The sequence below is a fragment of the Vibrio sp. dhg genome (genome assembly GCF_003443775.1).
Classification (GTDB): domain Bacteria; phylum Pseudomonadota; class Gammaproteobacteria; order Enterobacterales; family Vibrionaceae; genus Vibrio; species Vibrio natriegens.
This window is the reverse complement of the sequence record NZ_CP028943.1, coordinates 3,218,246-3,242,861: the sequence shown is the minus strand read 5'-3', so window position 1 is coordinate 3,242,861 and position 24,616 is coordinate 3,218,246. Positions and strand designations below refer to the sequence as shown.

Sequence of the window (24,616 nt, the reverse complement as noted above, 5' to 3'; positions counted from 1 at the left end):
TTCATTGAGCCGAACAAAATCTTAAATTGAAGAGTTTGATCATGGCTCAGATTGAACGCTGGCGGCAGGCCTAACACATGCAAGTCGAGCGGAAACGAGTTAACTGAACCTTCGGGGACGTTAACGGCGTCGAGCGGCGGACGGGTGAGTAATGCCTAGGAAATTGCCCTGATGTGGGGGATAACCATTGGAAACGATGGCTAATACCGCATGATGCCTACGGGCCAAAGAGGGGGACCTTCGGGCCTCTCGCGTCAGGATATGCCTAGGTGGGATTAGCTAGTTGGTGAGGTAAGGGCTCACCAAGGCGACGATCCCTAGCTGGTCTGAGAGGATGATCAGCCACACTGGAACTGAGACACGGTCCAGACTCCTACGGGAGGCAGCAGTGGGGAATATTGCACAATGGGCGCAAGCCTGATGCAGCCATGCCGCGTGTGTGAAGAAGGCCTTCGGGTTGTAAAGCACTTTCAGTCGTGAGGAAGGTTTATGCGTTAATAGCGTATAGATTTGACGTTAGCGACAGAAGAAGCACCGGCTAACTCCGTGCCAGCAGCCGCGGTAATACGGAGGGTGCGAGCGTTAATCGGAATTACTGGGCGTAAAGCGCATGCAGGTGGTTTGTTAAGTCAGATGTGAAAGCCCGGGGCTCAACCTCGGAATAGCATTTGAAACTGGCAGACTAGAGTACTGTAGAGGGGGGTAGAATTTCAGGTGTAGCGGTGAAATGCGTAGAGATCTGAAGGAATACCGGTGGCGAAGGCGGCCCCCTGGACAGATACTGACACTCAGATGCGAAAGCGTGGGGAGCAAACAGGATTAGATACCCTGGTAGTCCACGCCGTAAACGATGTCTACTTGGAGGTTGTGGCCTTGAGCCGTGGCTTTCGGAGCTAACGCGTTAAGTAGACCGCCTGGGGAGTACGGTCGCAAGATTAAAACTCAAATGAATTGACGGGGGCCCGCACAAGCGGTGGAGCATGTGGTTTAATTCGATGCAACGCGAAGAACCTTACCTACTCTTGACATCCAGAGAACTTTCCAGAGATGGATTGGTGCCTTCGGGAACTCTGAGACAGGTGCTGCATGGCTGTCGTCAGCTCGTGTTGTGAAATGTTGGGTTAAGTCCCGCAACGAGCGCAACCCTTATCCTTGTTTGCCAGCGAGTAATGTCGGGAACTCCAGGGAGACTGCCGGTGATAAACCGGAGGAAGGTGGGGACGACGTCAAGTCATCATGGCCCTTACGAGTAGGGCTACACACGTGCTACAATGGCGCATACAGAGGGCGGCCAACTTGCGAAAGTGAGCGAATCCCAAAAAGTGCGTCGTAGTCCGGATTGGAGTCTGCAACTCGACTCCATGAAGTCGGAATCGCTAGTAATCGTGGATCAGAATGCCACGGTGAATACGTTCCCGGGCCTTGTACACACCGCCCGTCACACCATGGGAGTGGGCTGCAAAAGAAGTAGGTAGTTTAACCTTCGGGGGACGCTTACCACTTTGTGGTTCATGACTGGGGTGAAGTCGTAACAAGGTAGCGCTAGGGGAACCTGGCGCTGGATCACCTCCTTATACGATGATTACTCACGATGAGTGTCCACACAGATTGATACGGTTTATGAAGTTTAAGAGATAGAACATCCCCAAGATGTTCAACTTAGTGTCCCGTTCGTCTAGAGGCCTAGGACACCGCCCTTTCACGGCGGTAACAGGGGTTCGACTCCCCTACGGGATACCATTGGGTCGTTAGCTCAGTTGGTAGAGCAGTTGACTTTTAATCAATTGGTCGCAGGTTCGAATCCTGCACGACCCACCATTATCTCAAGATATGGGGCTATAGCTCAGCTGGGAGAGCGCCTGCCTTGCACGCAGGAGGTCAGCAGTTCGATCCTGCTTAGCTCCACCATTCTTGATTCAATGGGCGATTAGCTCAGTTGGGAGAGCACCTGCCTTACAAGCAGGGGGTCACTGGTTCGAGCCCGGTATCGCCCACCATCTTTAAGCGCATTTCTTTTGAAACAGAAAGTCTTAAGTGTTCTTAAAAATGGTTCTTAAATGAATCTAGCTCTTTAACAATTTGGAAAGCTGACAAATCAAACTTTTTAAGTTTGATTGTAAAGTTCTCAAAGTATTCCTAATGGAATACAACTAAAAACACATTCAAGTGTTCTTGGAATTTGAGTCCGGCAAAATCGAAAGCTGTCTCGCTCATTCAAATAATGAGACAGCAACTTTGGTTGTTTAACTTCAATTCGAAACTCCTTCGGGTTGTATGGTTAAGTGACTAAGCGTACACGGTGGATGCCTTGGCAGTCAGAGGCGATGAAGGACGTATTAACTTGCGATAAGCCCAGATTAGGCAGTAAAAGCCACTTGAGTCTGGGATTTCCGAATGGGGAAACCCACTTACATAAGTAAGTATCCTGTTGTGAATACATAGCAACAGGAGGCGAACCGGGGGAACTGAAACATCTAAGTACCCCGAGGAAAAGAAATCAACCGAGATTCCGAAAGTAGCGGCGAGCGAAATTGGACTAGCCCTTAAGCTTTACACACGTTAGACGAACGGTCTGGAAAGGCCGACGATACAGGGTGATAGTCCCGTAGTTGACGATGTGTGTTCAGTGAAATCGAGTAGGGCGGGACACGTGATATCCTGTCTGAATATGGGGGGACCATCCTCCAAGGCTAAATACTACTGACTGACCGATAGTGAACCAGTACCGTGAGGGAAAGGCGAAAAGAACCCCTGTGAGGGGAGTGAAATAGAACCTGAAACCGTGTACGTACAAGCAGTAGGAGCACCTTCGTGGTGTGACTGCGTACCTTTTGTATAATGGGTCAGCGACTTATATTCAGTGGCAAGGTTAACCATCTAGGGGAGCCGTAGGGAAACCGAGTCTTAACTGGGCGTTCAGTCTCTGGATATAGACCCGAAACCAGGTGATCTAGCCATGGGCAGGTTGAAGGTTGAGTAACATCAACTGGAGGACCGAACCGACTAATGTTGAAAAATTAGCGGATGACTTGTGGCTAGGGGTGAAAGGCCAATCAAACCTGGAGATAGCTGGTTCTCCCCGAAAGCTATTTAGGTAGCGCCTCGGACGAATACTACTGGGGGTAGAGCACTGTTAAGGCTAGGGGGTCATCCCGACTTACCAACCCTTTGCAAACTCCGAATACCAGTAAGTACTATCCGGGAGACACACGGCGGGTGCTAACGTCCGTCGTGGAGAGGGAAACAACCCAGACCGCCAGCTAAGGTCCCAAATTACTACTAAGTGGGAAACGATGTGGGAAGGCTCAGACAGCCAGGATGTTGGCTTAGAAGCAGCCATCATTTAAAGAAAGCGTAATAGCTCACTGGTCGAGTCGGCCTGCGCGGAAGATGTAACGGGGCTAAGTAGTAAACCGAAGCTGCGGCAATGCACTTTTGTGCATTGGGTAGGGGAGCGTTCTGTAAGCGGTTGAAGGTGTGTGGTAACGCATGCTGGACGTATCAGAAGTGCGAATGCTGACATGAGTAACGATAAAGGGGGTGAAAAACCTCCTCGCCGGAAGACCAAGGGTTCCTGTCCAACGTTAATCGGGGCAGGGTAAGTCGACCCCTAAGGCGAGGCCGAAAGGCGTAGTCGATGGGAAACGGGTTAATATTCCCGTACTTCTTACAATTGCGATGGGGGGACGGAGAAGGCTAGGTGGGCCTGGCGACGGTTGTCCAGGTTCAAGTGCGTAGGCTTGAGAGTTAGGTAAATCCGGCTCTCTTTAAGGCTGAGACACGACGTCGAGCTACTACGGTAGTGAAGTCATTGATGCCATGCTTCCAGGAAAAGCCTCTAAGCTTCAGATTGTAAGGAATCGTACCCCAAACCGACACAGGTGGTCGGGTAGAGAATACCAAGGCGCTTGAGAGAACTCGGGTGAAGGAACTAGGCAAAATGGTACCGTAACTTCGGGAGAAGGTACGCTCTCGACGGTGAAGTCCCTTGCGGATGGAGCTATTGAGAGTCGCAGATACCAGGTGGCTGCAACTGTTTATTAAAAACACAGCACTGTGCAAAATCGTAAGATGACGTATACGGTGTGACGCCTGCCCGGTGCCGGAAGGTTAATTGATGGGGTTAGACTTCGGTCGAAGCTCTTGATCGAAGCCCCGGTAAACGGCGGCCGTAACTATAACGGTCCTAAGGTAGCGAAATTCCTTGTCGGGTAAGTTCCGACCTGCACGAATGGCGTAATGATGGCCACGCTGTCTCCACCCGAGACTCAGTGAAATTGAAATCGCTGTGAAGATGCAGTGTACCCGCGGCTAGACGGAAAGACCCCGTGAACCTTTACTACAGCTTGGCACTGAACATTGACCCTACATGTGTAGGATAGGTGGGAGGCTTTGAAACAGGTACGCCAGTATCTGTGGAGCCGTCCTTGAAATACCACCCTTGTAGTGTTGATGTTCTAACGTCGACCCCTTATCGGGGTTGCGGACAGTGCCTGGTGGGTAGTTTGACTGGGGCGGTCTCCTCCCAAAGCGTAACGGAGGAGCACGAAGGTGGGCTAATCACGGTTGGACATCGTGAGGTTAGTGCAATGGCATAAGCCCGCTTGACTGCGAGAATGACAATTCGAGCAGGTGCGAAAGCAGGTCATAGTGATCCGGTGGTTCTGAATGGAAGGGCCATCGCTCAACGGATAAAAGGTACTCCGGGGATAACAGGCTGATACCGCCCAAGAGTTCATATCGACGGCGGTGTTTGGCACCTCGATGTCGGCTCATCACATCCTGGGGCTGAAGTCGGTCCCAAGGGTATGGCTGTTCGCCATTTAAAGTGGTACGCGAGCTGGGTTTAGAACGTCGTGAGACAGTTCGGTCCCTATCTGCCGTGGGCGTTGGAGAATTGAAAGGGGCTGCTCCTAGTACGAGAGGACCGGAGTGGACGAACCTCTGGTGTTCGGGTTGTGTCGCCAGACGCATTGCCCGGTAGCTAAGTTCGGGATCGATAACCGCTGAAAGCATCTAAGCGGGAAGCGAGCCTTGAGATGAGTTCTCCCTGATACTTTAAGTATCCTAAAGGGTTGTCGTAGACTACGACGTTGATAGGCAGGGTGTGTAAGCGTTGTGAGGCGTTGAGCTAACCTGTACTAATTGCCCGTGAGGCTTAACCATACAACACCCAAGGGGTTTTGATGGACTCAATGTAAGAACGTTGAATGTGTAATAACGAGAATTAAAAACAGCTTTCCGAATTAAAGAATTTGCTTGGCGACCATAGCGTTTTGGACCCACCTGATTCCATTCCGAACTCAGAAGTGAAACGAAATAGCGCCGATGGTAGTGTGGGGTTTCCCCATGTGAGAGTAGGACATCGCCAGGCTTTAAATTTTGGACACTTGCGTCAGCGAGTGATACCACTGCGGAGTGGTAGTTCAGTTGGTTAGAATACCGGCCTGTCACGCCGGGGGTCGCGGGTTCGAGTCCCGTCCACTCCGCCACTTATTCAGAAGCCTCGCTTATGCGAGGTTTTGTCGAATTTAAAAGATACAAAATTTTTAAGGGTGCAGCTCTAATTGACAGAGCAGCGAATTCCCTAAAGTTTGCGAGATGGCGCGTGTTGGGAGTTTTAATCTCCTAAACCATCGACAATTTGATTACCTATTTCTAGGGGTGTAGCTCCAATTGGCAGAGCAGCGGATTCCAAATCCGCGTGTTGGGAGTTCGAATCTCTCCACCCCTGCCATGTTTAAAGCCTCAGTCGAAAGACTGGGGCTTTTTTGCGTTTGTACTTGGCGATTTTAACCTGCAATTATCAATCAATGTTTATGGCTGGTATGGTTCTGCTTTGTATATAGCAAAGCGCAATGGCAGAAATAGTACTGTTATAAAGTAAATTAACGATAAAACGCTTTAACGTTGCTTTTATCTGACCTCTTATATTTACATTATGGTGAGAATACGTTTTATTACCCCTTCACTATACTGTTTCAGTTGGAGTAGAAATGGAACTAACTCGCCGTCGCTTTCTTTCAATGAGCTCTATTTTGGGTATGTCAGCTCTTTTGCCTGCATGCTCTCTTAAGAAGTCGGTCAGCAGCCAAGGTTATGCTTATGCGCTTACTGCTGAACCAGCAACTGCTGAATTGGTTCCTGGACATCAGACACCAGTACTTGGTTTTAATGGCTCTATCCCTGCTCCAACAATACGTTGTCGCCAAGGCGAGAAGGTTACTATCCGGTTTACCAACAAGCTTGATGAACCAACAACGATTCATTGGCATGGTCTGCGTATCCCAATAGGTATGGATGGCGTACCTTTTCTAAGTCAGAAACCAATCATGCCCGGTGAAACTTTCGTCTATGAATTTACTCCGCCCGATGCTGGTACGTTTTGGTATCACCCACATATGAATAGCGTAAAGCAGTTAGGAATGGGGCTTGTTGGCCTGATTGTGGTGGAAGAAGCACAACCCGTTGAGTTTGATGAAGAGCACGAGCTGGCACTTAAACACTGGCACCTGAATAAAACTGGTCAGTGGAAAGATTTAATGATCCCTCGCTATAGTGCGCGTATGGGTACTCCAGGTGAGTGGGGGACAGTTAATGGTCAACATAATCCAACCTATAGCCTTAAGGAAAACGCAACAGTACGGTTGCGCATAGCTAATGTAGATAACACCATTACGTACCCAATCGCTGTCGAAGGGGTTGATGCCTGGGTCGTTGCTATTGACGGAAATCCGATTAAAACGCCTTATAAGCTAACTCAGCATAAGATTGGTCCGGGTATGCGGCTTGATGTCGCCTTCATTGCTCCTCCTGCGGGTAACCTTGTAAGTGTTCGTCAGATGAAAGGAAAGTTTCCATTCCCACTATGTGATTTTAAATGCCAGGAATCTAGCTTGGCTGAAAACCAAAGTATTCCCGCTTTACCATTAAATCCTGTTCCCGCTGTTGATTTAGATAATGCTGAATTGATTGACTTCGTGTTTGAGTGGGAAGGTGCGGTCACACCTGCAGATAGCTCGGGACAAGCGGTACCTAAATTTTGGTTAACGAATAAAAGGGCTTGGGAGGGCATGAGTGCTGAAAGTATTCCAGAGCCCCTCGCAAAATTGGAGTTGGGTAAAACTTACATTTTTAATTTACGTAATGTCACTCAATACCATCATCCGATTCACTTGCACGGTCATACGTTTACCGTATTGGAGCTTGATGGAAAGCCCGTCGAAAAACCATTTCATACCGACACGGTTTTATTAGGTAAAAATGGATCAGCAAAAGCTGCTTTTGTCGCAGATAACCCTGGTCAGTGGATGTATCACTGTCATGTGATAGAACACATGAAAACCGGATTGATGGGTTTTATTGAAGTTGCATAAAGTGACTCCTGTAACTTTTTTATAAATGCAAATTGTTGAAGCCTAAGTTGCGTATTTTGAGAACATTATTTTCACTCGTTTTGTCCCAATTGAGCCTAATAAATAAGTACAATAGTTGAAATTATATTTGGAGGGGCCATGGGACAATTCGCAATTTTAGGGCTTATCGCAATCGGTGGAGCGATAGGAGCTTGTTCACGTTATCTAGTATCTGAATATTGTGTGACACTTTTTGGTCGCTCTTTCCCATACGGTACGCTAACCGTTAACATCGCCGGTTCATTTATTATGGGGCTGCTTATTGCCGCGGTAGAAAATGAGTGGTTAGCTCCATATCCATGGCGCCAAATTATTGGGTTAGGTTTTCTTGGCGCATTAACTACGTTTTCTACTTTCTCCATGGATAACGTGTTACTGATGCAACAAGGCGCATTTTTAAAAATGGGATTTAACGTGCTACTAAATGTGCTGTTAAGCATTTCTGCAGCATGGTTCGCGTACCATTGGTTGATTATACCTAAGTAATTTTCAAATCATCCCAGGTGAGTTTCTGCTCTCCTGGGTCTTTTCCTGCCTTGTAGTTAATTCAAACCTGTCTCTATTTAAATCCAGTCATATGTCACCTTTTGGTACTTGAGATACATAAAATTGATTAAAAATACGACTTTTATACTTGGTTAACTAATTTCCTTTCTCTATAATCGATTTACTTGTCGGAGTGCCATAAGGCTGAGACCGTTAATTCGGGATCCGTTGAACCTGATCTGGTTAGTACCAGCGAAGGGAACAGGAGAAGATACCTACACCAGATCTAATCTGGCTAACCTATCAAAACGTCGAATGTTGTTTTAGAGCTCTGTCAGTTCTTTATTCGACCCCTCTTGTCGCATCTATCCGCCAAGCATTTTTATCCCAATACTTTTTATTAAAAATAACAAGCAAGGAAAAATGCTATGTCGAATCGCAAGCAAGCGAGACTGGAAGCAAAACAGTTTATTGAAACTCTCTCGGTACAGCCGTACCCAAATTCAAACAAAGTCTATGTAGAAGGTTCACGCCCGGATATCCGCGTCCCGATGCGTGAGATCTCTTTAGCTGACAGCCTTATCGGTGGTACCAAAGAGGCTCCTGTTTTCGAGCCAAACGAATCAGTACGTGTTTATGACACCTCTGGTGTATACACCGACCCAAATCACTCTATCGACCTTTACAATGGCTTACCGAAGCTTAGAGAGGGCTGGATTGAAGAACGAAACGACACTGAAGTTCTTCAAGATGTCAGCTCTGTTTACGCAAAAGAGCGTTTGGAAGATGAAACGTTGGACGAGCTGCGTTACGGCAATCTGCCTCATATTCGACGTGCTAAAGAAGGGCACTGTGTTACTCAGCTTCACTACGCACGTAAAGGGATTATTACGCCTGAAATGGAGTTCATCGCTCTACGTGAAAACATGGGGCGCGCTAAGTATCGTGATGAAGTGCTAAACCAGCAGCACCCAGGTCAAAACTTTGGAGCCAATCTACCAAAAGACATTACTGCTGAGTTTGTCCGCAAAGAAGTGGCAGAAGGTCGTGCCATCATTCCATCAAATATCAACCACCCAGAATCAGAACCAATGATTATCGGGCGTAACTTCTTAGTCAAAGTGAATGCGAACATTGGTAACTCGTCGGTGACATCTTCAATCGAAGAAGAAGTAGAAAAACTCGTATGGGCCACGCGTTGGGGTGGGGATACCGTTATGGATCTCTCTACCGGGCGCAACATCCACGAAACCCGTGAATGGATTTTACGTAATAGTCCGGTGCCAATTGGTACAGTTCCAATGTATCAGGCGCTAGAAAAAGTAAATGGTATTGCGGAAAACCTAAACTGGGAAGTGATGCGTGACACCTTAATCGAGCAGGCAGAGCAAGGTGTGGATTACTTTACCATTCACGCAGGTTTGTTACTCCGTTATGTTCCGATGACGGCTAAACGTGTTACTGGCATCGTTTCTCGCGGTGGCTCCATCATTGCTAAATGGTGTTTAGCGCATCATCAGGAGAGCTTCCTTTACACTCACTTCCGCGAAATCTGTGAAATCTGTGCGAAGTATGATGTTGCACTTTCGTTGGGTGATGGCCTACGTCCTGGTTCAGTCGCAGACGCTAATGACGAAGCACAGTTTGCTGAATTAAGAACCCTTGGTGAGTTGACTAAGATTGCCTGGGAGTATGACGTACAGGTGATCATCGAAGGCCCAGGACATATCCCAATGCACATGATCAAAGAGAACATGGATCAGCAACTGGAGCATTGTCATGAAGCACCGTTCTACACCTTAGGCCCGCTAACTACTGATATTGCCCCGGGCTACGACCACATTACTTCCGGTATTGGTGCGGCGATGATTGGTTGGTATGGCTGTGCAATGTTGTGTTATGTCACACCTAAGGAACACTTGGGGCTACCGAACAAGGAAGACGTAAAGACCGGCATGATCACCTACAAGCTGGCTGCTCATGCTGCTGACTTGGCCAAAGGGCATCCAGGTGCACAGGTCCGTGATAATGCGCTATCTAAAGCACGTTTTGAATTCCGTTGGGAAGACCAATTTAACTTGTCATTGGACCCTGATACCGCGCGTTCTTTCCATGACGAAACATTGCCGCAAGAGTCTGGGAAAGTGGCTCACTTCTGTTCAATGTGTGGTCCTAAATTCTGTTCGATGAAGATTTCTCAGGAAGTAAGAGAATACGCGAAAGACACTGAGCAAGTTGCTGCTGATCAGGCGATTTCTATCAAAATGCTGGATGATCCGTTAGAAGGCATGCGTCAAAAGTCAGAAGAGTTTCGTGCCACAGGGTCAGAACTTTATCACCCAGCTGTACACGCTGAGGTGGATGAGTAATGACTAAAATCCTTATTCCGTCACCATTAATAGAGCTAACGGGTTTCGTTCAGCAAAGTTTATTATTGGCGAAAGAACAGGGTTTTAGTACTGAAAAATTTGAGTTGGGCATTAGCCCAACTCATCTAATTCAGCTTGTTCTCGACCCAAATAAAACACTGAGCGTAGGCACGGATCTAGTTGATGGATTCGATGAAGCTTTAACTGGTGATTTTACGCTTTATTACCAATCGAATTTACCTTTGAAGGAAACGAGTCAGCAAAGTTCCTCGTCTATTTTTATTGGTATTGCGGATACTTCTCCAACGCCAAACAGCGATGACAACACCGCTCTGTTAGATATCTGGCGTCATCCAATTACTGATGAAGTAAGAGCGTTGTCAGCGAATTTGTCAGCATCAAACACCTTCCAAGCAGAGCATCACTTAGCTTGGACAGTGACGCTGTTGGCTCTCGAATTTCCAATTGAAGACGCTTTGACATTAGCTCGTGCAATGACGAATGTTTCACGTGAAACACTGTTTAACGGTGAAACATGCACGCTTCACGAGTGGGCATCTCACTTTACTGATTTTCCAACTCCGATTCTAGAAGACGCTCGCTTGGGTATTCCAGTTGGTTGGTCATCGCAAAGCGAGGCGGTCAGTTTTCCCTGCCTTGATAAAGAGAGCTTAGGGCTTTATCCCGTTGTTGATGACGTCAGTTGGATAGAGCGGCTTCTGCCGTTGGGTATTAAGACCATCCAGCTGCGTATCAAAAATCCTGACCAGTCTGATCTCGAAGAACAGATTATTCGCGCTATTGAACTGGGACGTCAATATGATGCGCAGGTCTTTATTAATGACTATTGGCAGCTTGCTATTCAGCACGGCGCGTTTGGTGTGCACCTTGGTCAGGAAGATATCGAAGAATCTAACTTGATTCAGTTGAGTGAAGCGGGGATTCATTTAGGACTGTCAACGCATGGTTACTATGAGCTGCTGCGAATTGTCCAAATCAATCCAAGCTATATCGCGCTAGGTCATATCTTTCCGACCACGACTAAGCAAATGCCATCAAAGCCACAAGGTTTGATTCGTTTAGCTTTGTATCAAAAGCTGATAGACAGCATTCCATATGGAAAGCAAGTTGGCTATCCAACTGTCGCTATTGGCGGTATTGATCAATCAAATGCAGAGCTTGTTTGGCGATGCGGTGTATCCAGTCTAGCTGTGGTGAGAGCCATAACGTTGTCTGAGTCGCCAAAATCGGTGATTGAGTTTTTCAATCAATTGATGGGTAGCGCTCAGCCATTGCAGGTAGTGGAGAATGAAAGTGCTTACTGATAAAGAATTCATTCGCTATCAGCGTCAAATTGCGTTACCTGAAATCGGTGAATCAGGACAAGCTAAACTCAGCCAATCTCACGTTTTGGTTATTGGGTGTGGCGGACTAGGAAGCGCCGCGGGGTTGTATTTGTCAGCCGCTGGAGTGGGTAAGTTGGTTGTTGTTGATGATGACCATGTCGATAGTAGCAACTTACAACGACAGGTTGTTTATCGAGAGCATGATATCAACCGGATGAAAACTGAAGCTACTGCTCAACAGTTAGGTGCCCTCAATTCACTGGTTCAAGTTAGAACTATTCCGAAACGTCTCGATAAATCTCAGCTGCAATTGGAAGTGATGCTTGCCGATGTTGTGCTCGACTGTAGTGACAACATGCCAACTCGGCAGCTGATTAATCAAGTCTGTTTTCAGCAAAATACGCCTTTGATATCTGCGGCTGCTATTGGTTGGCAGGGTCAGTTTGCTGTGTTTGATTACTCAGAGGAACAACAGAGTTCGGGGTGTTACCGTTGCCTGTATCCATTTGATGAGTTGAAGCAAGGCATGAAGTGCGGCGAAATGGGGGTTGTCGGTCCTGTGGTTGGAACATTAGGAAACTACCAGGCCTTGGCTGCTATTCAAAAGCTGGCGACAGGTAAGTTTCATGTGGCTAGTGGTCACTTGCACCTGTTTGATGGTGCACGTATGACTTGGCAAACCATGGTGATCAACAAAGACCAAGAATGCCAGGTTTGTAGAAACGCGAACGAGCCACAGCACTGAGTTAGGAGAGGAGTCACAAATGACACCACCAAATCATTCGATAACTGAATTGAACGACGCCACATGTGGAAAAGATAAGTTGGTCATCATCACTATTAATGACCAACCTCAGCAGGTCGCGTTAAACGCTAACTTACAGCAAATCATCACACAGTTTTCTCTACCGGAGGTAGGCTGTGTTTTTGCCATAAATAATCAAGTTGTACCGCGTAGCGAATGGGCAAGCACGGTACTGTCAGAGGGAGATAGTATCTCTCTGTTTCAAGCCATCGCAGGGGGATAATGTCGATGCTGAAAATTGGTGATAAAGAATTTCAATCTCGCTTGTTCACGGGAACGGGCAAGTTTTCCAATAGCGCTCTTATGGCTGAAGCAATTCAGGTTTCAGGCTCTCAACTGGCAACGATGGCACTTAAGCGTGTAGACGTAAATGATCAGCAAGATGATATTTTGCAGCCTTTGATTCATGCTGGCGTTAATTTGTTACCGAACACTTCGGGTGCCAAAAATGCTAAAGATGCAGTTTTTGCCGCTCAGCTCGCGCGCGAAGCGTTAGGAACCAATTGGGTCAAACTCGAGATTCACCCTGACCCGAAATATTTAATGCCTGATCCGATTGAAACTTTAGCTGCTGCAGAACAACTGGTTCGAGAAGGCTTTATTGTTTTGCCATATTGCCATGCCGACCCTGTGTTGTGTAAACGACTAGAAGAAGTTGGCTGTGCAGCTGTTATGCCGTTAGGTGCACCGATCGGTTCGAACAAGGGCATTGTTTCTCATGACTTTCTAGAAATCATTATCGATCAGGCAAATGTGCCTGTCGTGGTTGATGCTGGAATTGGTGCACCTTCACATGCTGCACGTGCGATGGAAATGGGTGCGGATGCAGTACTCGTCAATACAGCGATCGCCGCAGCAAGCGATCCAGTTGCTATGGCAAAAGCATTTAAGATGGCAGTAGAGTCGGGTCGGATGGCTTATGAAGCAGGTCTTGCAGGGCAGGTTTCTCATGCAGTTGCTTCAAGCCCGCTAACGGCTTTTCTTGATGATCTGTAAAAGAGAGGTCTTAACATGAGCTTTTATGACCACTTTAAGCAGTTCAACTGGGATGATATTTCCATGTCGATATACGCCAAAACGGCCAAGGATGTGGAAAGGGCGCTGGCAAAACCCAAGCGAGATTTGGAAGATTTCAAAGCGCTCATTTCTCCCGCTGCAGAACCGTATCTTGAGCAGATGGCGAAGCTTTCTTATTCTCTGACACGTAAGCGCTTCGGCAATACCATGTCGCTTTATATTCCATTGTACCTTTCTAACCTTTGTGCCAATGCCTGCACTTATTGTGGTTTCTCTATGGAAAATCGCATTAAGCGTAGAACGCTAAACAAAGAAGAAGTGGCGGCGGAAATTGAAGCTATCAAGCGAATGAAATTCGACAGTGTCTTGCTGGTAACCGGCGAGCATGAAACCAAAGTAGGAATGAAGTACTTTCGCGAAATGGTGCCGATGATAAAACAGCGCTTTAACTATTTGGCGATGGAAGTACAGCCGCTGGATCAAGATGAATATGCCGAGCTTAAATCGCTGGGTTTGGATGCCGTGATGGTTTATCAAGAAACGTATCATCCATCGACCTACGCGGAGCATCACCTGCGCGGAAACAAAATGGACTTCCGATACCGCTTAGAAACACCAGATCGGTTAGCTAGGGCGGGAATCGACAAAATAGGTATTGGCGCGCTTATCGGGTTAGAAGAGTGGCGAACGGATTGTTTTTTTGCTGCGGCTCATCTTGATTACCTTGAGCGTACTTATTGGCAATCACGTTACTCAATTTCGTTCCCTCGACTCCGTCCCTGTGCAGGCAATGCGCCGACCAGTGGCTTGCAACCAAAATCAGTGATGACAGATAAACAGTTAGTCCAACTGATTTGTGCATACCGACTGTTTAACCCCGAAGTAGAGCTTTCGTTGTCGACACGTGAATCACCAAAGTTCCGTGATAATGTTTTGCCTCTTGGGATTACTAGTATGTCCGCGGCTTCTAAAACTCAGCCTGGTGGTTATGCGACAGAAGAAGTAGAACTCGAACAGTTCGAAATCAGCGATGAAAGAAGTGCAGCTTCAGTAGAAGATATGATCAGAGCAAAAGGTTTCGATCCAGTATGGCGAGACTGGCACTCTGTTTATTCAGGATAATTTAGGTGTGCCAGATGGTAAGTGTTTCACGTGAAACATCGTGAGTGGCTAGATGATAATAAAACGAAGCATTGAACTTTATCTGACGACCTTTAAAAAAGGCTCTCCATTTGGAGAGCCTTTTGATTTTGCATCATAGAGAAGTTTGAGCGTATTTATTACGAATGTGCCAAAGGCAGAGTAGCTTCGCGTAGCCAGTCTTTTACATCACCTTCGACAAGAGGGCTGATTTGCGCCCAGACTTTTTGGTGGTAATCATTTAACCAAGCCAGTTCTGGACGAGACAGCATATCCACGTTGATGTTACGTTTGTCAATTGGGCAACGAGTCAGTGACTCAAATGACAGAACAGGGAAGTCACCGTTAGTTTGTGTTTCCACCACGAGCTCTAAGTTTTCGATACGGATACCGAATGCGTCAGCACGGTAATAACCTGGCTCATTGGATAGCACCATACCTTCTGTTAGCGGTACATTGATTTGTCTTTTAGAAATGCTTGCAGGACCTTCATGTACACTCAGGAAGTGACCGACACCATGGCCAGTACCGTGGTCGTAATCGTAACCTTCTGCCCATAGGTGTTGGCGAGCCAATGTATCGATCTGGTAGCCACAAGTCCCTTTCGGGAAACGCGCACGAGCAACACCAATATGGCCTTTTAACGCCAGAGTGAATTGCTTGATCATTTCCGCTGATGGTTGGCCAATCGCAATGGTACGCGTGATGTCGGTTGTGCCATCTAAGTACTGACCGCCAGAGTCAACCAGATAAAGCGTATTCATTTCTAGCTTACCTGGAACTGGTTGGTTCTCGTGGTTGTAGTGACACATTGCGGCGTTACCACCGGCTGCTGAGATCGTATCGAAGCTTAGGTCCATCAATGTTGGGTCTTCTTTACGGAATGCTTCTAATGTGTCTGCGAGTGTTGCTTCATCATGAAGATTGCCAGCCGCTACTTCTGCATCTAACCAACATAGAAACTTACTCATCGCAACGCCGTCGCGTACGTGACACGCTTTCATACCCGCAATTTCAACCGCGTTCTTCGCTGCTTTCGGCATCAGACATGGATCTGCCGCCGCGATAATCGATGCGCCGGAATTCTGTAGAACCAGCTTAAACCATGCATTGCTGATCGCTGGATCGACTAATACCTTTTTGCCCGTCATCGCTTCAAGACGAGACTGAAGTGCTTCAGGATGATGCACGGTGACACCTGTACCTACGTGTGCTTCAAATTCATCTGGCAGTCGAGCTGGGTCAAGGAAGTATTCCACGGTGGAATCCGCATGAAGAATAGCATGGGACAGAAGTACGGGTAGGCGAGATACATCTAAGCCTCGAACGTTCAATAGCCAGCAGATAGAATCAAGCGCGGTGATGACTGCACTGTCAGCGCCAGCATTTTTGATTAGCTGAGCGATCTCCTGACGTTTACTTTCGCTAGATTGACCAACCGCTTCCGTTGGCATCAGGCGAACATCAGAAACCACTGGAGCTGGGCGATCATGCCACAATTCATCAATCGGATTACTGGTTAGCATGTTAAGCTCAAACTTACCAGCCAGTTTCGCCTGCGCCTTATCTAGCCATGCGGAGCTATGCATACGTGGGTCAATCGCTACTGATGCTCCCGCTGCAAGATTGTCTTTGATCCAATCAAGCGCTGGCTCTTCAATCAGGTGGCGGTATTCAAATAGTTCTGCAGGCACTTGTTTGGTGACTTGAACGGTATAGCGGCCATCAACAAACATAGCTGCTTTATCTTTCGTAATGACGGCTGCTCCGGCTGAACCAGTAAATCCGGTTAGCCAATGTAGGCGTTCGTTATGAGCCGGAACGTATTCACCCAAATACTCGTCTTCGTGTGGGATGAGTAGGGCATCAATATTATGTTGAGCAAGCCATTCGCGAATCGCGTTCACGCGGCTTTGAGTATCGTTATGCATCTGTGTTATTCCTTCAATTACGGCTCCTTCATGCTCAATTTGGGAGCTGCTTCCTTCTGCTTAGTGCAGTATCGAATTAAACATTCTTAAGTTTAATCCTGGGTACAACAGGCCTAGATGAGCCAAAAAGGACTATCGACTGTTAAGCTACTCATTTTAACCGTTAAGCGCAAATTGAGTCCGAGTTTTTATCTAAGGTGATCGGTTTTTTGCGTGATCATCGTGCGTAACCAGTTCAGTGCCGGGTCGTTTTCTCTGTCTCTATGCCAGAACAAAGTATATGCCATTGGCGGAAATTCGAGTGGCAATGGCAGAACGGCTAAGTCGAGTTGCTTAGCTGCCAGCTGAACAAAGTGACTGGGTGCTGTGAAGATAAAATCGGTATAAGAACACAAACTTGCGGCACTATTGAAATCTGGAACTGTGACCGCGATGTCCCGTTCTGCGCCAATATCGGCGAGGCGATAATCCAATAGCCAGCGATCATTACCGTCGCAACGCACCTGAACATGGCGCAGAGATAGGTAAGCCTCAAGGTTCCAATTTTTGTTTAGTGCGGGGTGGTTCTTACGGATAATACACATTTGGTGATCGCGATAGATTTCCTGCTCACAAATATCATCCGGTGGAAGTAGGGTAAGTTTGGCATCGTTAATGTCGATGTCTTTCCCGGTCAAACCCAAATCCAATTCTCCGCGTTGTAGCATTTTAAACGTGTTATCCGACCACGGATGGGTGCTGATGGTCACGCCGGGTGCCTGCTGAAAGATTGCGGGTAAAAAATGAGGCAATATTAAAGGGTAGACGCTTTCCACCGCTGCGATTTGAAAGCGGTACTCACTGCTTTGTGGAGAAAACTCTTCAGGCTGCGTTAGTACTTCCAGCTGGTTAATCAACAGATCGAGTTTCGGTTTTAGGAATAGAGAACGAGGCGTGGGTGTCAGTCCATGCGAATTACGAGTAAACAAAGGGTCGTCAAACTGAGTTCGCAGTTTGGCGAGTGATTTACTCACCGCTGACTGGCTAAGGCAAAGTCGATGCGCGGCTCGGGTCACGTTGAGCTCTTCCATCAGAACTTTAAAACAAACCAGCAGATTCAGATCAATACGTGCCAATTTCTCTATATTCATTATGATTTTCCTTAAAGGAATAATGGTCATGAGTATACATCATTTCCATTCATATCATCAGATGATTAAGCTTCACAAATAGTTCTTGTTCAATTTGGAGTGTAGTGTGTCTAGCCATAGTTCTAACAGTAAAATGCAGATGGCGTTATTGACCCTTTTGGTACTTTTTAGCCCGCTTGCGATAGATATTTATCTTCCTGCTTTACCTCTTATCGCTTCCACGTTTCAGGTAGATAATGCGCTAGCACAAGACACGATCACTTGGTTTTTGTTTGCTATGGGTGTCGGTCAGCTTTTTGCCGGCCCGCTAGCAGACAAGCTCGGACGTCGAACTGTTGCATTGGGTGGTATCACCATTTACGCAATGAGTGCTTTATTGGCGTGGAGTGCTCAAAATATTGAGTGGATGTTGATGTCCCGACTGCTACAAGGCTTAGGCGCATGTGCGACATCAGTGGCAGCCTTTGCAACAGTTCGCGATATCTTTGGCCCGGAAAAAAGTGGCAAGATGATTAGCTACCTTAATGGTGCTATCTGCTTTATCCCAGCTTTGGCTCCTATCCTGGGTAGCTGGTTGACGCAGCAATTTGACTGGCGTGCGAATTTCAGTTTTATGGCTGGTTTCGCGGTGGTTTCTGGTGCGTTGATGTTCTTTATGATGAAGGAAACCAATCCTGCGACAGAAAAACAAGCGGTATTCAAACTCAGTCGTTACTGGGCTGTGCTCAGTACGCCGTCTTTCATTTTCCACGCATCGCTGTGTTTGATGGCAATGGCGGTAATCCTTGCCTATGTGACTTCTGCGCCGTCAGTACTAATGACCGGAATGGGTCTATCGATGAACGAGTTTACGTTCTGGTTTGGCGTGAACGCAGTAATCAACATCGCTGCGTGTATGCTCGCACCTAAGTTTATGGATCGTTTTGGTACGCATAACACGCTGGTTGTGGGTATTTCGACCTTAGGTCTGGCTGGTGTGGTTATGATGCTGATGAATGGTCAGAACACCGCGTTCTCTTTTATGCTGCCAATCTTTATGTCTTCGATCGGTTTCGCTCTCATTCTTGGCGGAGCGGCGGGTAAGGCGCTAGAACCGTTCGGTGATAAAGCGGGTACGGCGGCAGCGTTACTTGGATTGTTCCAAATGAGTGGCTCTGGTTTATTGGTTGGTACGCTGCAGCGTTTATCATTAGATCCGCAAACACTAATTGCACTTCAAATGTGGATAATGCTACCTGCACTTGTCATATTGTTTACCAAAGCAGGTAAGAATTGGCATTCAAGCTTCGCGAAAGCGTAAAACTGTGTAATTTAGTATTTTCCAATATGAGGATCGAGTGTATATTTGTCGTTCACACTTTTCCTGACACCATAATGGAATTCAAAAAGTAATGTCGTTAACTACGTATGAAATGGCTCGTATTTTAGAGCAAATGGAAGAATCACCAGAAAAGGTGATGTTTGGTAAGTTGCTTAATGAGCTGGGTAATCAAAGCTCCGAGCGCATTCGTAGTGCGGCAAAACAAGTACCACTGCCAATCCTGCGTGATATTGTGTACCAATTCCAGCAAGTGATTGAGTCACGTAAAGGTGAGCAAGTAGAGCTATTAGCGAAAGATATTGCTCAGAAGGGTATCTCTGCTGATGAGTTGTTAGCTTACCTAAACAAACAATAAAAAATCCCCGCTACTGCGGGGATTTTTTATTTCATCAGTTTATTTTTCAAAGCCTGATCCAGAGAAAGCGGACCTGCACCCCATACGATGAGCATCAAAATCATCAGCCCCCAAAGCTGGTGATCGTAGAACCCTTTTTCCCAAAGTAACGGATAGGACACTACGGCGACAATATTAAAGAGAAATAAAATCGCAGCCATTGGGCGAGTCATAAAACCCAGAGCGATGAACAGCGGCAGCGTTAACTCAGCTGCCGTCCCTAGATAAGCAGCTAACTCCCAAGGTAATAACGGCACCTGATATTCCAGCTCGAATAAGTAAAGTGTGCTATCCCAGGAGGTGATTTTGACTAAGCCTGAATTCAGAAACACCCAAGCGACCCATAAACGGCAGAAAAGCAGCAGCAAAGGCACACAAGCAGCTTGTAGGGTATGAATCAACTGGTCATATCGTCCAACCAAGTCTTTTACATTTTCTGTCATCGTGGACTCCTTACATCTCTTTTATGGTAAAGCCGTCAATAAGGCCAAGAGCGGTGATGTGGTTAAGCTCTTCTAGCATTACTTTTGGCATTTCACTCAACGAAAGTTTGTTTTCTAGAGCACATAGCACGCGAAACGCCTGAGGAGTCAGCTTATAACAGACGACTTGGTCGCGTTGATACGCCATCACTCCTTGCTGGGGGTTATTGATATTGAGTTGTTCAAGTTGTTGGCTTTGAATCGCATGGAACAAATCAAACACGGCACAATTGGAATCAAAGCCTGAGCAGCCAGCTCTCAGGTGGAAGACTAAATTGGGCTGTTGTGATTCATTTACATGAGCAAGGTCGGCCAGGGGAATCAGATTCTCTGTCGTTCTTGCGTTGCAGTGAGTTTGTCTTGTCATATCGAGACACCATTCAAATCGGGCGACTTCGGCGCAATAGGGCGCATGCGACATGACTTGGTCAAACTGCTTAATGGTTTTATGAAAGCCTTTGCCATAGTGAGTAACGTGACCTTCGGTCAATGGATGGCTCAGCACATGTTGCCTAGCTATTTGTGTAAAACACGCTTCACCCACTAATGCTTCAACCATAGGGTAAGTTGCCGACAAAACTTCACTTAAGCTGATGATGAAGTTGTTGCGATAAATCTGTATGAGTTCATCTGCGCTGAATTGATCAGCGGTGATACCGCAGTCTTCTCCCGATGTTTGATAGTGAAGTGCTTTAGCGAACTGGTTTTGTAAGGTAGCAAGGTTCATGATGCTTTCCTCGCAGATTCTAAAGCGGAGTAGGTTTGGTATTCTGAAAGAACACGGTTGGCTTTATCGGCTTCTGCTAGCAACACTTCAGGTGCGGGAATATCAAGATCCCACTCAATTAAAGTTTGTCGAGGGCCATTCTTTTTGATCCAACGGCGATAGAGTTGCCATACTTCTTCGCTGACAGGGCGACTATGGGTATCAATCCAAATCTCACCTTTTTCCAATTTTTTGATAGTAAACCCGGCGAGGTGAATTTCATCGACTTTGTCAGCAGGGATTCCTGCTAAATAAGTGTCGCAATCAAAACCATGATTGAATGCCGAAACGTAGACATTGTTTAGATCGAGTAATAATCGGCAGTCTGTACGTTTCTGAACTTCAGCTAAAAACTCCCACTCACTAATGGTGGAATGCTGAAATTGCACATAACTTGATGGGTTCTCGATTAAGATTTCACGTTGCAGATAGTCCTGTACTTCTTGTACGTTTCGCGTGAACACGTTCAGAGCTTCTTCGGTATATGGCAAGGGTAGCAAGTCGTTAAAGTAGTGACCTCCATGCTCACTCCAGCTTAAGTGGTCAGAAACAAGCATCGGATCAATCACATCGATAAGGCTTTTAAGCTGGGCGAGATGCTCCTGACTGACTCGTGCTACCGAACCCAGTGACAAGCCAACACCATGGCAGCTAATTTGATAATGGTTACGAAGCTCTTGCAGCTGAATTCTTTCGGCCGAGTTAGGTTGAAAGTAGTTCTCGCTGTGAACCTCTAGCCACGACAAGTCCGACGGGTTGCGACTGAAATAATCTAGGTGAGGCATGCGTAATCCAACCCCAACGAGGTTTTGCAAAGCTTGATGTTTCACGTGAAACTCCTTTTCCAACGAGTTCTGGAGAAAAAGGGCGTGTGGATCGAGCCTTCACACACCCTGACGAGCATCATGGGACAATTAAGATGAAGAAGTGCTACCGCCCGCCAATTTGTCACATAAACCTTTTGGCACAACCACGAAGGCATCTTTTTGACTGTCTTGTTTAGAGGTGCCGGCACAAGAGCTGTTTTTGGTTGCACAGTCGTTCTTACCTGCCTTGGCTACGCCATAACACTTTTCTTGTTCAGCTGCGATGGCAGACGTTGCAGTCAGCATTGTGCCGCCTAGCGCGATTAGACCCGTAACGGCAGCGGTAATAGCAAGATTCGAATTTTTCATAATAATTTCCTCTGAGTAGTTTCCTTTACTTCCATTTCGCAAGAAGAAGCGACACCATGTTGTTCAGTATTTGTCCACTTGCTTAATTTATGAGATAGGAAGGAGAGGTAAAAACTTTCAGTGAAATTTGCCATTAGTCTCTATTTTGGTTGCTCTTTTGATATAAGCGACTGAAGAGGTGAGGAAAAAAACAGCAAGTTTTTTCTCAAGTTTTGTCTAAACAGCGCCCAGCTGTTTAGGTTATAATCGGTTTTTATGTATAAATAACCAGTAGCTCATCATGATGGATCCATCTCTATTACTCGACGGTTTGAACGATAAACAGCGTGAAGCCGTTGCAGCACCTCTAGAAAACTTGCTCGTCCTTGCTGGTGCAGGGAGTGGTAAGACTCGTGTTCTTGTTCACCGAATCGCCTGGCTGATGTCTGTAGAACAAGCTTCTCCGTTTTCAATTATGTCAGTAACTTTTACTAACAAAGCGGCAGCGGAAATGCGTGGCCGTATTGAAGAGTTAATGATGGGCAGCGCATCTGGCATGTGGAATGGTACTTTCCATGGCATTTGTCATCGTATTCTGCGCGCGCACTATCTTGATGCCAAGCTACCGGAAGATTTTCAAATCATCGATAGCGACGATCAACAGCGACTACTTAAACGCCTGATCAAAGCACAAAATCTGGATGAAAAGCAGTGGCCTGCGCGCCAGGTTGCTTGGTGGATTAACGGCAAAAAAGATGAAGGTCTTCGCCCGGCGCACATCGATGCGTACCACGATCCGGTCACCAAAACTTACTTGCAGTTGTATACCGCTTATCAGGAAGCGTGTGATCGCGCTGGTCTGGTCGACTTTGCGGAAATTTTGCTTCGCGCTCATGAGCTACTGCGCGATAACAAGTTTGTCCGCGAGCATTACCAAGCGCGCTTTAAACATATTCTGGTCGACGAATTTCAGGATACCAACAACATCCAATACGCTTGGCTGCGTATGATGGCAGGGCCTGAGTGTCATGTGATGATTGTGGGTGATGATGACCAGTCCATTTATGGCTGGCGTGGTGCGAAAGTGGAGAACATTGAGAAATTTACTCTTGAGTTCCCAAGTGTTAGCACGATTCGTCTGGAGCAAAACTACCGCTCGACCAAAACGATTCTGGAAGCATCGAACACGCTTATTGCGAATAATACTGAGCGTATGGGTAAAGAGCTTTGGACCGATGGTGTCGTTGGTGAGCCAATCTCGGTCTACAGTGCTTACAACGAGTTGGACGAAGCCCGTTTTGCCGTAACCAAAATTAAAGAGTGGCAAGACAAGGGCGGTGTCCTTAATGATGCCGCAATGCTCTACCGTAATAACGCCCAGTCTCGTGTACTGGAAGAAGCGTTAATTCAAGCGGGTCTTCCATACCGTATTTATGGTGGTATGCGATTCTTCGAACGTCAGGAAATCAAAGACGCCCTGAGCTACCTGCGTCTGATTGCCAACCGTAATGATGATGCGGCGTTTGAGCGTGTGGTGAATACACCAACGCGTGGTTTAGGTGATAAAACACTTGAGACGATTCGTCGTGCGGCTCGTGATCGTGGTTGCACTATGTGGGAAGCCAGTATTGCGATGCTGGATGAGCAGGTACTTGCTGGTCGTGCTGCGGGCGCATTAAGCCGTTTTATCGAGCTCGTTACCGCGCTGGAAGACGATACGCTAGAGAAGCCTCTACACGAGCAAACTGACCATGTGATCAAGTATTCCGGCTTGTTTGCAATGTATGAGCAAGAGAAGGGCGAGAAGTCCAAAGCGCGTATTGAGAACTTGGAAGAACTGGTCACCGCAACGCGTCAGTTTGAGAAACCTGAAGAAGCAGAAGAAATGTCTCTGCTTACCGCATTCCTGACTCACGCGGCTCTGGAAGCGGGTGAAGGTCAGGCAGACGAGTTCGAAGATGCGGTTCAATTGATGACTCTGCACAGTGCAAAAGGTCTGGAGTTCCCATTAGTGTTCATGGTGGGTGTCGAAGAAGGCATGTTCCCAAGCCAGATGTCTGCTGAAGAAGCCGGGCGTTTAGAAGAAGAACGTCGCCTTTGTTATGTCGGTATGACGCGTGCGATGCAAAAACTCTACATCACTTATGCAGAAATGCGTCGTTTGTATGGTCAGGATAAGTATCACAAACCATCACGTTTTATTCGCGAACTGCCGGAAGGTTGTCTGGATGAAGTACGCATGAAAGCTCAAGTCAGCCGCCCGGCAAGTAGTGGTCGCTTTAGCCAAACCACGGTAAAAGAGAACTTTAACGAGACCGGTTTTGCGTTAGGCTCACGCGTGATGCACCCTAAGTTTGGCGAAGGGACCATTATCAACTTTGAAGGTAGTGGCCCACAAAGCCGCGTGCAAATTGCCTTTAATGGTGAAGGGATTAAATGGTTAGTGACCGCTTACGCAAGACTTGAGAAGCTGTAAGGCCTACAAGAAAAAGTGAATATAAGAGCTGCTTCGGTGGCTCTTGTTATTTCTGGCGCTTTTAAAAAGAAAAACCCCGAGGGCTTGCGCCCGTCGGGGTTATAGTCTTACTCGCAGCAATCCAGCTACTAAAAGTGCTCCATGCATCAAATCCATGATAGTGTGCTGATTCCTTCAGCTTATTCCTTTCGTCGCCTTCCTAGCGGTGTCCTTGACCTTATCCTGGTCTGCTAACAATCCTCGTTAGCTCTCATCACTTGTTCCCTGAGCGGTGTCCCTGACATCATCCTGATGTTCAATCCCTGCCTCGTCCAGAGGTGTCCATTTCCCGTCCTTAGTAGCAACCATCCTAGTCACTATTGATTCCGTTCAATGTCCAGTTTT

The 24,616-nt window shown here is 46.9% G+C and carries 17 protein-coding genes, 6 tRNA genes, 3 rRNA genes and 1 riboswitch; of the genes, 20 read left to right on the top strand and 6 right to left on the bottom strand.

From position 1 onward, the window contains the following. The first annotated feature begins 23 nt into the window (after positions 1-23). The 17 genes from DBX26_RS15195 (at position 24) to thiH (ending at position 14,560) form a co-directional block, all read left to right on the top strand. A 16S ribosomal RNA gene (locus DBX26_RS15195) occupies positions 24-1,574 on the top strand. A gap of 90 nt (positions 1,575-1,664) precedes the next feature. Further along, positions 1,665-1,740 (top strand) — tRNA-Glu (locus DBX26_RS15190). A gap of 2 nt (positions 1,741-1,742) precedes the next feature. After that, positions 1,743-1,818 (top strand) — tRNA-Lys (locus DBX26_RS15185). Between the two features lie 14 nt (positions 1,819-1,832). After that, positions 1,833-1,908: transfer RNA gene (locus DBX26_RS15180), tRNA-Ala, on the top strand. Positions 1,909-1,921: 13 nt separating this feature from the next. Then, a tRNA-Val gene (locus DBX26_RS15175) sits at positions 1,922-1,997 on the top strand. A gap of 279 nt (positions 1,998-2,276) precedes the next feature. After that, positions 2,277-5,166: ribosomal RNA gene (locus DBX26_RS15170) — 23S ribosomal RNA — on the top strand. Between the two features lie 92 nt (positions 5,167-5,258). Continuing rightward, positions 5,259-5,374 (top strand): 5S ribosomal RNA (gene rrf / locus DBX26_RS15165). Together the 16S, 23S and 5S rRNA genes with 6 tRNA genes alongside form the textbook arrangement of a ribosomal RNA operon. Positions 5,375-5,415: 41 nt before the next feature. Continuing rightward, positions 5,416-5,492 (top strand) — tRNA-Asp (locus DBX26_RS15160). A 168-nt stretch (positions 5,493-5,660) separates the two neighbouring features. Further along, positions 5,661-5,737, top strand: a tRNA-Trp gene (locus DBX26_RS15155). A 259-nt stretch (positions 5,738-5,996) separates the two neighbouring features. Then, positions 5,997-7,376 (top strand): multicopper oxidase family protein, encoded by a 1,380-nt coding sequence (locus DBX26_RS15150; protein ID WP_118119656.1) that lies wholly within the window; start codon positions 5,997-5,999, stop codon positions 7,374-7,376. Positions 7,377-7,514: 138 nt separating this feature from the next. Beyond that, positions 7,515-7,901 (top strand): fluoride efflux transporter CrcB, encoded by a 387-nt coding sequence (crcB, locus tag DBX26_RS15145; protein ID WP_020333408.1) that lies wholly within the window; start codon positions 7,515-7,517, stop codon positions 7,899-7,901. A 179-nt stretch (positions 7,902-8,080) separates the two neighbouring features. Beyond that, positions 8,081-8,179: riboswitch (TPP riboswitch) on the top strand. A 150-nt stretch (positions 8,180-8,329) separates the two neighbouring features. Further along, positions 8,330-10,270, top strand: a complete 1,941-nt coding sequence (gene thiC / locus DBX26_RS15140; protein WP_020333407.1) for a phosphomethylpyrimidine synthase ThiC — start codon at positions 8,330-8,332, stop codon at positions 10,268-10,270. Continuing rightward, positions 10,270-11,595 (top strand): thiamine phosphate synthase, encoded by a 1,326-nt coding sequence (locus tag DBX26_RS15135; protein ID WP_118119654.1) that lies wholly within the window; start codon positions 10,270-10,272, stop codon positions 11,593-11,595. Before thiC ends, DBX26_RS15135 begins: the two co-directional genes overlap by 1 nt. After that, positions 11,585-12,361 carry a thiazole biosynthesis adenylyltransferase ThiF gene (gene thiF / locus DBX26_RS15130; protein ID WP_118119836.1) on the top strand — a complete coding sequence of 259 codons (777 nt, stop codon included), beginning with the start codon at positions 11,585-11,587 and terminating at the stop codon, positions 12,359-12,361. The genes DBX26_RS15135 and thiF overlap by 11 nt, the downstream gene beginning before the upstream one ends. Positions 12,362-12,380: 19 nt before the next feature. Further along, the gene (thiS, locus tag DBX26_RS15125; protein WP_162889711.1) at positions 12,381-12,644 is read left to right on the top strand and encodes a sulfur carrier protein ThiS; all 264 of its coding nucleotides are present in this window, start codon (positions 12,381-12,383) and stop codon (positions 12,642-12,644) included. Positions 12,645-12,649: 5 nt separating this feature from the next. Further along, positions 12,650-13,417 carry a thiazole synthase gene (locus tag DBX26_RS15120; RefSeq protein ID WP_014233369.1) on the top strand — a complete coding sequence of 256 codons (768 nt, stop codon included), beginning with the start codon at positions 12,650-12,652 and terminating at the stop codon, positions 13,415-13,417. 15 nt (positions 13,418-13,432) lie between these two features. Further along, positions 13,433-14,560 (top strand): 2-iminoacetate synthase ThiH, encoded by a 1,128-nt coding sequence (gene thiH, locus DBX26_RS15115; protein ID WP_014233368.1) that lies wholly within the window; start codon positions 13,433-13,435, stop codon positions 14,558-14,560. A gap of 158 nt (positions 14,561-14,718) precedes the next feature. Here the strand turns inward: thiH and DBX26_RS15110 are convergent, their stop codons facing one another. Both DBX26_RS15110 and DBX26_RS15105 read right to left on the bottom strand, forming a co-directional pair. Further along, entirely contained in the window at positions 14,719-16,509 is a 1,791-nt protein-coding gene (locus tag DBX26_RS15110) for an aminopeptidase P family protein (protein WP_118119652.1), read from the bottom strand. 188 nt (positions 16,510-16,697) lie between these two features. Further along, positions 16,698-17,639 (bottom strand): LysR family transcriptional regulator, encoded by a 942-nt coding sequence (locus DBX26_RS15105; RefSeq protein WP_118119650.1) that lies wholly within the window; start codon positions 17,637-17,639, stop codon positions 16,698-16,700. Positions 17,640-17,745: 106 nt separating this feature from the next. On the opposite strand from DBX26_RS15105, the gene DBX26_RS15100 reads away from it, so the two are divergent. Both DBX26_RS15100 and DBX26_RS15095 read left to right on the top strand, forming a co-directional pair. Further along, a complete protein-coding gene (locus DBX26_RS15100) occupies positions 17,746-18,939 on the top strand; it encodes a multidrug effflux MFS transporter (RefSeq protein WP_209438578.1) in 1,194 nt (397 codons plus the stop codon). Between the two features lie 91 nt (positions 18,940-19,030). Then, a complete protein-coding gene (locus DBX26_RS15095; RefSeq protein ID WP_014233364.1) occupies positions 19,031-19,315 on the top strand; it encodes a hypothetical protein in 285 nt (94 codons plus the stop codon). Positions 19,316-19,341: 26 nt separating this feature from the next. Here DBX26_RS15095 and DBX26_RS15090 read toward each other — a convergent pair whose 3' ends face one another. The 4 genes from DBX26_RS15090 to DBX26_RS15075 all read right to left on the bottom strand — a co-directional run bounded on the left by DBX26_RS15090 (position 19,342) and on the right by DBX26_RS15075 (position 21,777). After that, positions 19,342-19,797: a DoxX family protein gene (locus DBX26_RS15090; protein WP_118119648.1), complete on the bottom strand. Its 456-nt coding sequence runs from the start codon at positions 19,795-19,797 to the stop codon at positions 19,342-19,344. 10 nt (positions 19,798-19,807) lie between these two features. Beyond that, positions 19,808-20,563, bottom strand: coding sequence for a DNA-binding domain-containing protein (locus DBX26_RS15085; protein ID WP_118119646.1), 756 nt, complete (start codon positions 20,561-20,563; stop codon positions 19,808-19,810). Continuing rightward, positions 20,560-21,387: a DUF692 domain-containing protein gene (locus DBX26_RS15080; RefSeq protein ID WP_254063530.1), complete on the bottom strand. Its 828-nt coding sequence runs from the start codon at positions 21,385-21,387 to the stop codon at positions 20,560-20,562. Before DBX26_RS15080 ends, DBX26_RS15085 begins: the two co-directional genes overlap by 4 nt. A 129-nt stretch (positions 21,388-21,516) precedes the next feature. Beyond that, on the bottom strand, positions 21,517-21,777 hold the full coding sequence (locus tag DBX26_RS15075; protein ID WP_065297547.1) for a DUF2282 domain-containing protein: 261 nt from the start codon (positions 21,775-21,777) through the stop codon (positions 21,517-21,519). Positions 21,778-22,057: 280 nt separating this feature from the next. Between DBX26_RS15075 and uvrD the strand changes: the two genes are divergently transcribed. Beyond that, positions 22,058-24,232 carry a DNA helicase II gene (uvrD, locus tag DBX26_RS15070; RefSeq protein ID WP_118119642.1) on the top strand — a complete coding sequence of 725 codons (2,175 nt, stop codon included), beginning with the start codon at positions 22,058-22,060 and terminating at the stop codon, positions 24,230-24,232. Positions 24,233-24,616 lie beyond the last annotated feature (384 nt).

Coding starts and splice junctions, on each gene's coding strand:
- DBX26_RS15150 (WP_118119656.1), top strand. CDS start 5,997: ATGGAACTAACTCGCCGTCGCTTTCTTTCAATGAGCTCTATTTTGGGT.
- crcB (WP_020333408.1), top strand. CDS start 7,515: ATGGGACAATTCGCAATTTTAGGGCTTATCGCAATCGGTGGAGCGATA.
- thiC (WP_020333407.1), top strand. CDS start 8,330: ATGTCGAATCGCAAGCAAGCGAGACTGGAAGCAAAACAGTTTATTGAA.
- DBX26_RS15135 (WP_118119654.1), top strand. CDS start 10,270: ATGACTAAAATCCTTATTCCGTCACCATTAATAGAGCTAACGGGTTTC.
- thiS (WP_162889711.1), top strand. CDS start 12,381: ATGACACCACCAAATCATTCGATAACTGAATTGAACGACGCCACATGT.
- DBX26_RS15120 (WP_014233369.1), top strand. CDS start 12,650: ATGCTGAAAATTGGTGATAAAGAATTTCAATCTCGCTTGTTCACGGGA.
- thiH (WP_014233368.1), top strand. CDS start 13,433: ATGAGCTTTTATGACCACTTTAAGCAGTTCAACTGGGATGATATTTCC.
- DBX26_RS15110 (WP_118119652.1), bottom strand. CDS start 16,509: ATGCATAACGATACTCAAAGCCGCGTGAACGCGATTCGCGAATGGCTT.
- DBX26_RS15105 (WP_118119650.1), bottom strand. CDS start 17,639: ATGAATATAGAGAAATTGGCACGTATTGATCTGAATCTGCTGGTTTGT.
- DBX26_RS15095 (WP_014233364.1), top strand. CDS start 19,031: ATGTCGTTAACTACGTATGAAATGGCTCGTATTTTAGAGCAAATGGAA.
- DBX26_RS15090 (WP_118119648.1), bottom strand. CDS start 19,797: ATGACAGAAAATGTAAAAGACTTGGTTGGACGATATGACCAGTTGATT.
- DBX26_RS15085 (WP_118119646.1), bottom strand. CDS start 20,563: ATGAACCTTGCTACCTTACAAAACCAGTTCGCTAAAGCACTTCACTAT.
- DBX26_RS15080 (WP_254063530.1), bottom strand. CDS start 21,387: ATGCCTCACCTAGATTATTTCAGTCGCAACCCGTCGGACTTGTCGTGG.
- DBX26_RS15075 (WP_065297547.1), bottom strand. CDS start 21,777: ATGAAAAATTCGAATCTTGCTATTACCGCTGCCGTTACGGGTCTAATC.
- uvrD (WP_118119642.1), top strand. CDS start 22,058: ATGATGGATCCATCTCTATTACTCGACGGTTTGAACGATAAACAGCGT.